The organism is Pseudomonas sp. (assembly GCF_050739995.1).
GTDB lineage: Bacteria > Pseudomonadota > Gammaproteobacteria > Pseudomonadales > Pseudomonadaceae > Aquipseudomonas.
Genome location: NZ_JBOICG010000217.1, coordinates 1 through 9,523, shown reverse-complemented (window position 1 = coordinate 9,523; position 9,523 = coordinate 1). Strand labels below are relative to the sequence as shown.

Sequence of the window (9,523 nt, the reverse complement as noted above, 5' to 3'; positions counted from 1 at the left end):
GCTCGCGAAGATCCTGAGGGCCCTGAGTAGTGTCAGGCAACCCGCGTCATCGTTAACCTCCTTCGCGAGCAAGCCCGCTCCCACAGGGATCGCGTTAATTCTGTTGTTCAGCGTTTCAGGAATGGCACATGCTTTTGACCTGCAGCAGTTGAGCGATCAACTGGCAAAACCGTCAGTGATCCACGGCAACTTCACCCAGGAAAAACACCTGCGCGCCCTGCCTCAACCCTTGGTCAGCAAAGGCACCTTCGTGCTGACCAAAGACCATGGCCTGTTGTGGTTGCTCAAAACCCCCTTGCAACAGGACTACCGCATCAGCGCCCAAGGCATTGCGCGGCGTGATGCCAGTGGCTGGCAACTGCTGCCAAACAAGAGTGCCGGAGCCGAGCAGAACCGCCTGTTCCTCGCCGTGCTCCAGGGCGACAGCAGCGGCTTGCAGCGTGACTTCGAGCTGCAACTGCAAGGCGAAGCCAGGCAGTGGAAGCTGACGCTGATCCCACGCTCGCTGCTGTTAAAACAAGTCTTCACCCAGATCAATATCGACGGCGGCGAACTGGTGCAAACCATCGAGCTGCTGGAAACCCAGGGCGACAGCACCGTGCTGCGCATGCAGGACAGCCATGCCGACCGTCCACTGAGCGAATCGGAGCAGCACGACTTTGCCCAGTGAGCGCCTGCTGCCACGCCTGTTCCTGATCCTGCTGGTGGCCGTGCTGGCCCTGGCCGGCTGGCAATGGCGCCATGGCGCGCCGCTGTCGGCCAACCTGATGGAACTGGTGCCAGGCAACACGCCGGATGCCCTGGAGCTGCAAGCCGAGCAGCGCATGCAGGAGCCCTTGAACCGCGAGATGCTGGTGCTGGTGGGGCATGCCGATCGCCAACAAGCGCTACAGGTGGCGCAGCAACTGGGCGGACGCTGGCAAGCCAGCGGCCTGTTTGAAAAGGTGCAGTGGAACCTGCAAGCCGACCTGCCCGCCCTGCGCGAGCAATTACTGCGCGGGCGGCTGGCAATGCTGTCGGCCAAGGACCGCGAGCAACTGATCGAACAGCCCGACGCGTTCATTCAACAGCGCGTGCAAGCCCTGTTCGATCCCTTCACTGGCTTCAGCCTGGTACCGAGCCAGGACGACTGGCTGGGCCTGACCGGGCGCATCCAGAACAGCCAGCCGCAACACGGTTCGGTGCAGCTGGATATCGGCAGCGGCGCGCTGATCGCCGATGCCGACGGCAAGAGTTGGGTGCTGTTGCGTGCGCGCACCACCGGCAATGCCTTCGATATGAAACTGCCGCTGCAAGTGGCGGATCTGCTCCAAGCCAGCCGCACACAAGCCAGCGAACACGGCGCGCAATTGCTCGCCGCCAGCGGTCTGCTTTACGCGGCCAACGGGCAGCAGCAAGCCACGCGGGAAATCACCTGGGTCGGCGGCGGCGCCACCTTTGGCATCCTGTTGTTGTTGCTGCTGGCCTTCCGTCGCTGGCGCGTGCTGTTGGCGTTCGTGCCAGTGCTGGTGGGCATGCTGTTTGGTGCGGTGGCCTGCGTGGCGCTGTTCGGCCATATGCATGTGATGACGTTGGTGCTCGGCTCCAGCCTGATCGGCGTGGCGGTGGATTACCCGCTGCACTACCTGTCGAAAAGCTGGAGCATGAGCCCGTGGCGCAGTTGGCCGGCGTTACGCATTACCTTGCCCGGACTGAGCCTCAGCCTGGCCACCAGTTGCATCGGCTACCTGGCGCTGGCGTGGACGCCGTTCCCGGCGTTGACCCAAATTGCGGTGTTCTCGGCCGCAGGTTTGGTGGGTGCGTATCTGTCGGCCGTGTGCCTGTTGCCGGCGCTGCTCAAGGGCTTGGAACTGCGCCCGGCGCAATGGCCACTGCGTGTCGCCGAATGCCTTTGGCAGTTACGGACGGCGCTGCTCAAGCGCGTACCGAGCCCGGTACTGCTGGCGCTGTTGCTGCTGTTTTGCGCCAGTGGCCTGTGGCACCTGCACAGCAAAAACGATATCCGCCAGTGGATCGGTGCTCCGCCGCAACTGCTGCAGGAAGCCCAGGCCGTGGCACGCATCACCGGGTTCCAACCCACCAGCCAGTTCTTCCTGGTGCGAGCGGACAACCAGCAACAGTTGCTGGAGCGCCAAGCCGCATTGGGCCGGCGCCTGGACCAGTTGGTGAACATGAACAAACTCCAGGGCTACCTGGCGCTCAACCAACTGGTCAGCCTGCCCGTCGAACAGCAACAACTGCGTGAGGCGCTGAACAGCCTGGCGCAACACTGGCAGCCGCTGCTGGACCTCGGCATCCCGGCGAGTGCCCTGCAAGCCGAAGTCGCGCAGTTGCAAGCACTGCCGACCCAAGACATCGACGCCGCACTGCCCGGCCCGTTAGCCGAACCCTGGCGCACACTATGGCTCGGTCCAGTGGACGATGGGGTGGCGGCCATGGTCAGCCTGCAAGGCTTGAACAACCCGGCATTGCTGCGCGTGCAAGCGCAAGACCTGCCCGGCGTACAGTTGGTGGACCGTCTGGGCGACTTGAACCGCGTATTCGCCGATACACAGGTCAGCGCCGCGGAACTGAAGTTGATGTCCTGTGTGCTGATCGTCTTGCTGCTGATCCTGCCGTTCGGCTTCGGCGGTGCCTTGCGCATCGTCGCCCTGCCGTTGCTGGCGGCGTTGTGCAGCCTCGCCAGCCTCGGTTGGCTGGGCCAGCCGTTGACCTTGTTCAGCCTGTTCGGCCTGCTGCTGGTCACGGCCATCAGCGTCGACTACGCCATCCTGATGCGCGAGCAGATCGGTGGCGCGGCCGTGAGCCTTTTGGGGACGTTGCTGGCGGCGCTGACGACATGGCTGTCGTTTGGCCTGTTGGCGGTGTCGAGCACCCCGGCAGTGAGTAATTTCGGCCTGTCGGTCAGCCTGGGCCTGGCGTTCAGCTTTATGCTGGCGCCTTGGGCCGGGCAGCGGAAACACGCCTTATGAATGTGATTATCGCCAAAGTGGCAAGGAGCCCTCGTGCCCACAGTTGAAATGGAACGTCGCCAGGTGGTGGTGATCGGTGCCGGGCCATCCGGTGCCATTGCCGCCGCGTTGTTAAAGCGCAACGGGCATGATGTCTTGATTATCGAGCGCCAGCATTTCCCGCGGTTCTCGATTGGCGAAAGCCTGCTGTCCCACTGCATCGACTTTATCGAAGAAGCCGGCATGCTCGACGCGGTCCAGGCAGCGGGCTTCCAGGTAAAAACCGGCGCCGCGTTCGCCTGGGGCGAGCACTACAGCGCGTTTGATTTCGGTGACACGTTCAGCGAGGGCAAGCCCACCACCTTCCAGGTGCAGCGCGGCGAGTTCGACAAGTTGCTGGCCGACCAGGCGGCGCTGCAAGGGGTGGACATTCGCTACGGTGAAACCATCGTCGGTGTGGATTTCAACAGCGAGTGTCGCTACCTGCATGTACGTCGGGAAAACGGCAGCGAGTACCACCTGAAGGCCAAGTTCGTACTGGATGCCAGCGGCTATGGCCGCGTGCTGCCGCGCTTGCTGGACCTGGACCTGCCGTCGGACTTCCCGGTGCGCCAGGCGGTGTTCACCCACATTGAAGACCGCATCGAGCACCCCGGTTTCGACCGCAGCAAAATTCTCGTGACCACCCACCCGACGCAGCGTGATATCTGGTTCTGGACCATCCCGTTCAGCAACGGGCGCAGCTCGGTGGGCGTGGTCGCGGCCAAGGAACACTTCGCTGGTCGCGACAACGACCTGGACGCTTGCTTGCGCGGCTTCATCGACGAAACCCCGAGCCTTCGGGGCGTGCTGCAAAACGCCGTGTGGGACACGCCGGCGCGCACCCTCGGTGGTTACGCCGCCAACGTCAAAACCCTGCACGGGCCGGGCTTTGCGCTGTTGGGCAACGCGGCGGAGTTCCTCGACCCGGTATTTTCCTCCGGCGTGACCATCGCCATGCGTTCGGCGAGCATGGCGGCCGGCGTATTGCATCGCCAGTTGAAGGGCGAAACCGTGGACTGGCAAACCGAATTTGCCGAGCCGTTGAAGCGTGGTGTCGACACCTTCCGTTGCTACGTCGAAGGTTGGTACGCCGGAACCTTCCAGGACGTGATTTTCCATCCGGGGAGTTCACCGCAGATTCGCCGGATGATCAGTTCGATCCTCGCCGGTTACGCCTGGGATGAACGCAACCCGTTTGTCAGCGAGCCCAAGCGGCGGCTGCGGATGTTGTCGGAAATTTGTGCGAGTGAAACAGTATGACCACCCAGTACCTGAGTAAGAACTACGTCGAAGAAACCAAGTTCGGCTTCTGGTTCCTGCGCAGCCACACTTGGCAGCACCACGTATTGCGCGTGGCAATCAATGACCTGCACAGCTTGTTCAGTGAGCCGCTGCCGATGGCGCCGGTGCTGCTCGACGCCGGTTGCGGCCAGGGCAAATCGTTCCGCTATTTGCAGCAGGTGTTTGCGCCTGGGCGCCTGATCGGGCTGGATGCCGACCCTCACAGCCTGGCGCTGAGCCAGGCCGAAGCCGCGCGCCAGGGCCTGGCCGTGGAGCTGATCGGCAGCGACTGCGCCACCCTGCAGATGCCGGACGAAAGCGTCGACATCCTGTTCTGTCACCAGACCTTCCACCATCTGGTTGAACAGCATCGCGCCCTCAAAGAGTTCTACCGGGTACTCAAGCCCGGTGGCTATTTGCTGTTTGCCGAGTCCACTGAAGCCTATATCGATACCTGGGTGATCCGCTGGTTGTTCCGCCACCCCATGCACGTGCAAAAAAGCGCCGAAGAGTACCTGGAGATGCTTCGCGAGCAGGGCTTTGAATTTGGCCCACAGAACGTCTCGTACCCGTATTTGTGGTGGAGCCGCGCCAGCGATTTCGGCCTGCTTGAACGCTGGGGCCTGCGCAATCCGCCGCCGGTGGGCCAGCGTGAAGAAACCCTGGTCAATTGTGTAGCGCGCAAGCCTTTAGCGAGTGTCGCCCCATGATGCGTCTGCTGTTGATCGGTTGCCTGTTGCTGCTGAGCGCCTGCGCCAGCCAGCCGCCGTTGCCTGCAAAAAATCCGGCCCTGAACCTGCCTATGCAATTGCATGTGCAGCGCCGTGCGCAGGGCCAGACCCAGGATTGGGTGCTGGTGATCCAGCATGAAGGCAATGCGATCCGCTGGTCGATGATGGACCCGCTGGGCATTCCCTTGGCCCGGCAAAAACTGATCGATGGCCAGTGGCAGGCCGATGGTTTGCTGCCGCCCAATCCCCAGGCGCGGGAGTTGTTCGCCGCGTTGCTGTTTGCCCTGACTTCGGCTGATGACGTACCGGCGCTGTACCCGAGTACCCAAGCGATGGACCTTACGCGCACACTGCCAGGTCATTGGCAAATCGTGTATCAGTCTTCCGAGGTATTCACGGTGAACATGAACGGGCAACCATTGAGCTACCGCATCACGCCGCTTGGGATGGGCCAATGACCGCGTATCTGAATGCCCTCGGCGTGATCTGTGCCCTGGGGCGCGGCCAGGCCGACGTCAGCCGCAGTCTGTTTGCCGGCGACTGCTCCGGCATGTGCGCCGAAAGCGGCTGGGTGCCCGAGCGCGTGCTGCCGGTGGGCGGCGTGCGGAATGAGTTGCCGCAGATTCCCGGGGAACTGAGTGCGCAAAGCAGCCGCAACAACCAACTGTTGCTGGAAGCGGCGCTGCAAATTGAAGAAGAGATACGCCAGGCGATCCAGACCTATGGCGCGTCGCGGGTTGGCATTGTGTTGGGTACCAGCACGTCGGGTATCGATGAGGCCAGTCGCGGCATCGCCCATTACCTGCGCAACCAGCAGTTCCCCGGCGACTATGACTACCAGCAGCAGGAGCTCAGCGCTCCAGCGAATTTCCTCGCCGACTGGCTGCACCTGAGCGGCCCGGCCTATGTGATTTCCACGGCCTGTACCTCCAGCGCCCGTGCGTTGGTAAGTGCCCAGCGGCTGCTGGACCTGGGCGTGTGCGATGCGGTGATCTGCGGCGGCGTGGATAGTTTGTGCAAGCTGACGCTTAACGGTTTCACCTCGCTGGAAGCGGTGTCGAGCGAGCGCTGCAATCCGTTTTCGGTGAACCGCAACGGCATCAATATCGGCGAGGCGGCCGTGCTGTTCCTGATGACTCGGGAACCAGCCCCCATCGCGTTGCTCGGCAGCGGCTCCAGCTGTGACGCCCACCATATTTCCGCGCCCGAACCCTCCGGCAAAGGGGCGTTGCAAGCCATGCGTAAAGCCCTGGCCAGCGCCAAACTCGCACCCGAGCAGATCGGCTACCTGAACCTGCATGGCACCGCTACCCAACACAATGACGCGATGGAGAGCCTGGCCGTGGCCAGCCTGTTCCCCCAAGGCGTGTCCTGTTCGTCGACCAAACCCATGAGCGGTCATACCCTCGGTGCGGCCGGTGCGCTCGAGGCCGCGTTTTGCTGGCTGAGCCTGGCCCATGGGCGAGTGCCACCGCATGTGTGGGACGGCCAGGCCGACCCCGCGCTACCGGCCTTATACTGGGCCAAAGCCGGCGACACTTTGAAAAGACGCTGCCTGATGAGCAACTCGTTTGCCTTCGGTGGCAATAACATCAGCCTGATAATCGCAGAGGCCCCATGATCGATTGGCCACTCGCCGAACTGCTGCCCCATGCGGGCGACATGATCCTGATCGACCAAGTGCTGTCGTTCGATGAAGAGCAGATTCACACCCGCACCACCGTCAAGCCCGGCGGCTTGTTCAACCGCCCGGACGGTAGCCTGCCGGCCTGGGTCGGCATTGAGTTGATGGCCCAGAGCGTCGCCGCCTATGCCGGTTGCCGTGCGCGCCAGAAAGGCGAAGCGGTGGAACTGGGATTCCTGTTGGGCACACGTAAATTCGAGTGCAACGTGGAGCACTTTCCGGCTGGGGCCGAACTGCGCATCCACGGCCTGCGCTCCCTGGAAGACGACAACGGCATGGGGGTGTTCGAATGCCACCTGACGGGTGACGGTATCCAGGCCAGCGCCCGCTTGAATGTATTTCGACCGCCCCAGGCGGCCAATTATTTAGATGAATCGAAGGACGAAACGCCATGACTGAATCCGTACTGGTCACCGGCTCCAGCCGTGGCATCGGCCGCGCTATTGCACTGCGCCTGGCCCAGGCTGGGCACGACATCGTGCTGCATTGCCGCAGCGGCCGTGCCGAAGCCGAAGCGGTGCAGGTCGAAATCGAAGCGCTAGGCCGCAAGGCACGGGTGCTGCAATTCGATGTGGTGGACCGCGCCGCGTGCAAGCAAATCCTGGAAGCGGACGTGGAGCAGCATGGCGCCTATTACGGCGTGGTACTCAACGCCGGCCTCACCCGCGACGGCGCGTTTCCGGCCTTGTCCGAAGACGATTGGGACGTGGTGATGCGCACCAACCTCGATGGTTTCTACAACGTGCTGCACCCCGTGATGATGCCGATGATCCGGCGCCGCACTGCTGGGCGTATCGTGTGTATCACGTCAGTATCGGGGTTGATCGGCAACCGTGGCCAGGTCAACTACAGCGCCTCCAAGGCCGGCCTGATTGGCGCGGCTAAAGCGCTGGCCATCGAGCTGGGCAAGCGCAAGATCACCGTCAACTGTGTGGCCCCCGGTTTGATCGACACCGCGATGCTCGATGAAAACGTGCCGGTGGAAGAATTGATGAAGATGATCCCGGCACAACGCATGGGCACTCCAGAAGAGGTGGCTGGTGCGGTGAACTTCCTGATGTCCGCCGAAGCCGGCTACATCACGCGCCAAGTGTTGGCGGTGAATGGAGGCTTGTGCTGATGAAACGCGTCGTAGTGACCGGCATGGCCGGCATGACCTCCCTGGGCAGCGACTGGGACACCATCTCGGCCAACTTCCGCGCCAACCGCAGCGGTATCCGGCGCATGGACGAGTGGGACCGCTTCACCGAACTGAACACGCGCCTGGCCGGACCGATTGACGATTTTGTGGTGCCGGCCCACTGGACGCGCAAGCAACTGCGCAGCATGGGCCGTGTCTCGCGCCTGGCGGTGTGGGCAGCGGAGCAGGCATTGCAGGATGCGGGCCTGCTCGGTGACGAGTCGATCAAGGACGGGCGCATGGGCGTGGCCTGCGGCTCGTCCACCGGCAGCACCGACGAGATCAAGGCGTTCGGCAACATGCTGCTCAACTCAGTGGCCGAAGGGCTGAATGCCAACTCCTATGTGCGCATGATGCCCCACACCACCGCGGCGAATATCAGCATCTTCTTTGGCCTGACCGGGCGCTTGATCCCCACATCCAGCGCCTGTACCAGCGGCAGCCAGGGCATCGGCTACGCCTATGAAGCGATCAAGTTCGGCCGCCTGCCGCTGATGCTCGCTGGTGGCGCCGAAGAGCTGTGCCCCACCGAAGCCATGGTGTTCGACGCGCTCTACGCCACCAGCCTGAAGAACGATGCGCCACAGACCAGCCCACGCCCTTACGACAGTGGCCGTGATGGCCTGGTGATTGGCGAAGGCGGCGGCATGCTGGTGCTGGAAGAACTGGAACATGCCCTGGCCCGGGGGGCGCACATCCACTCCGAACTCGTCGGTTTCGGCAGCAATGCCGACGGCCAGCACACCACCCGCCCAGAGCAGAAAACCATGCGCCGCGCCATGGAGCTGGCCCTGGAGGATGCCGGGCTTGAGCCTTCTGCGATCGGCTATGTGAATGGTCACGGCACCGCCACCGACCAAGGTGATATCGCCGAGACGCTGGCCACCAGCAGCCTGTTCGGCAGCCGCATGCCCATCAGTTCGCAGAAAAGCTTTCTTGGCCACACCTTGGGCGCCTGCGGTGCGCTGGAGTCCTGGTTCAGTATCGAGATGATGAACCGCGACCAGTACGTACACACCTTCAACCTGGACGCCGTCGACCCGCAATGCGGCGAACTGGATTACCTGCAAGGTGGCTTCCGCGAAATGCACCACGACTACGTGATGAACAACAACTTTGCCTTCGGCGGCGTCAACACATCGTTGATCTTTCGCCGCTGGGCCTGACTTTTTAATCGATTGGAGAAAATGGAATGTCTTCCCTGCTACGCGCTGCCCTGATCACCCTGGCCCTGCTGACCACGGCGGGGTGCACCAGCAAGCCAGTGCTCAACACCCAGCACGATCTGTCGACGAACACCCAGGTCAGCGAAGAACAAGTCAAACAGGTGATCGTCAGTGCCCTGCAAAAGCGCGAATGGACGGTGCAGCGCCTGAGCCCAGAGCTAGTGCAGGCCGAGATCACCGTGCGCAACCAGTTCCATGCTGAAATCGACATCCGCTACACCCGCAACAGCTACGCGATCACCTACCGCGACAGCCGCGACCTGGGCTACAAGGACGGCAAGATCCATCGCAACTACAACCGTTGGGTGAGCATGCTCGATCGCGACATCATGGCGGGGTTGCGTGCGGCAGGGCTGTAACCATCCCGGAAACAACAACTGCTGAAATATGCCGAAGATCAAATGTGGGAGCTGTCGAGCTTTAGCGAG

10 protein-coding genes are annotated in these 9,523 nt (G+C 62.5%); all 10 read left to right on the top strand.

Annotated features, from left to right (window positions below; all coding sequences use genetic code 11):
- Positions 1 to 10: 10 nt before the first annotated feature.
- The 10 genes from ACRESD_RS07550 to ACRESD_RS07505 are packed head-to-tail and all read left to right on the top strand — an operon-like array spanning position 11 to position 9,454.
- Positions 11 to 670, top strand: a complete 660-nt coding sequence (locus tag ACRESD_RS07550) for an outer membrane lipoprotein carrier protein LolA (protein WP_431750353.1) — start codon at positions 11 to 13, stop codon at positions 668 to 670.
- Entirely contained in the window at positions 660 to 2,972 is a 2,313-nt protein-coding gene (locus ACRESD_RS07545) for an MMPL family transporter (protein WP_431750352.1), read from the top strand. Before ACRESD_RS07550 ends, ACRESD_RS07545 begins: the two co-directional genes overlap by 11 nt.
- 33 nt (positions 2,973 to 3,005) lie before the next feature.
- Positions 3,006 to 4,253, top strand: coding sequence for an NAD(P)/FAD-dependent oxidoreductase (locus ACRESD_RS07540; protein ID WP_431750351.1), 1,248 nt, complete (start codon positions 3,006 to 3,008; stop codon positions 4,251 to 4,253).
- On the top strand, positions 4,250 to 4,984 hold the full coding sequence (locus ACRESD_RS07535) for a class I SAM-dependent methyltransferase (protein WP_431750350.1): 735 nt from the start codon (positions 4,250 to 4,252) through the stop codon (positions 4,982 to 4,984). Before ACRESD_RS07540 ends, ACRESD_RS07535 begins: the two co-directional genes overlap by 4 nt.
- Positions 4,981 to 5,463, top strand: a complete 483-nt coding sequence (locus tag ACRESD_RS07530) for a hypothetical protein (protein ID WP_431750349.1) — start codon at positions 4,981 to 4,983, stop codon at positions 5,461 to 5,463. The genes ACRESD_RS07535 and ACRESD_RS07530 overlap by 4 nt, the downstream gene beginning before the upstream one ends.
- A complete protein-coding gene (locus tag ACRESD_RS07525) occupies positions 5,460 to 6,626 on the top strand; it encodes a beta-ketoacyl-[acyl-carrier-protein] synthase family protein (RefSeq protein ID WP_431750348.1) in 1,167 nt (388 codons plus the stop codon). Before ACRESD_RS07530 ends, ACRESD_RS07525 begins: the two co-directional genes overlap by 4 nt.
- Positions 6,623 to 7,084 (top strand): 3-hydroxylacyl-ACP dehydratase, encoded by a 462-nt coding sequence (locus ACRESD_RS07520; RefSeq protein ID WP_431750347.1) that lies wholly within the window; start codon positions 6,623 to 6,625, stop codon positions 7,082 to 7,084. Before ACRESD_RS07525 ends, ACRESD_RS07520 begins: the two co-directional genes overlap by 4 nt.
- Positions 7,081 to 7,809 carry a 3-oxoacyl-ACP reductase FabG gene (gene fabG, locus ACRESD_RS07515; RefSeq protein ID WP_431750346.1) on the top strand — a complete coding sequence of 243 codons (729 nt, stop codon included), beginning with the start codon at positions 7,081 to 7,083 and terminating at the stop codon, positions 7,807 to 7,809. Before ACRESD_RS07520 ends, fabG begins: the two co-directional genes overlap by 4 nt.
- Entirely contained in the window at positions 7,809 to 9,035 is a 1,227-nt protein-coding gene (locus ACRESD_RS07510) for a beta-ketoacyl-ACP synthase (protein ID WP_431750345.1), read from the top strand. The genes fabG and ACRESD_RS07510 overlap by 1 nt, the downstream gene beginning before the upstream one ends.
- Before the next feature lie 26 nt (positions 9,036 to 9,061).
- The gene (locus ACRESD_RS07505) at positions 9,062 to 9,454 is read left to right on the top strand and encodes a hypothetical protein (protein ID WP_431750344.1); all 393 of its coding nucleotides are present in this window, start codon (positions 9,062 to 9,064) and stop codon (positions 9,452 to 9,454) included.
- The last annotated feature ends 69 nt before the right edge of the window (positions 9,455 to 9,523 follow it).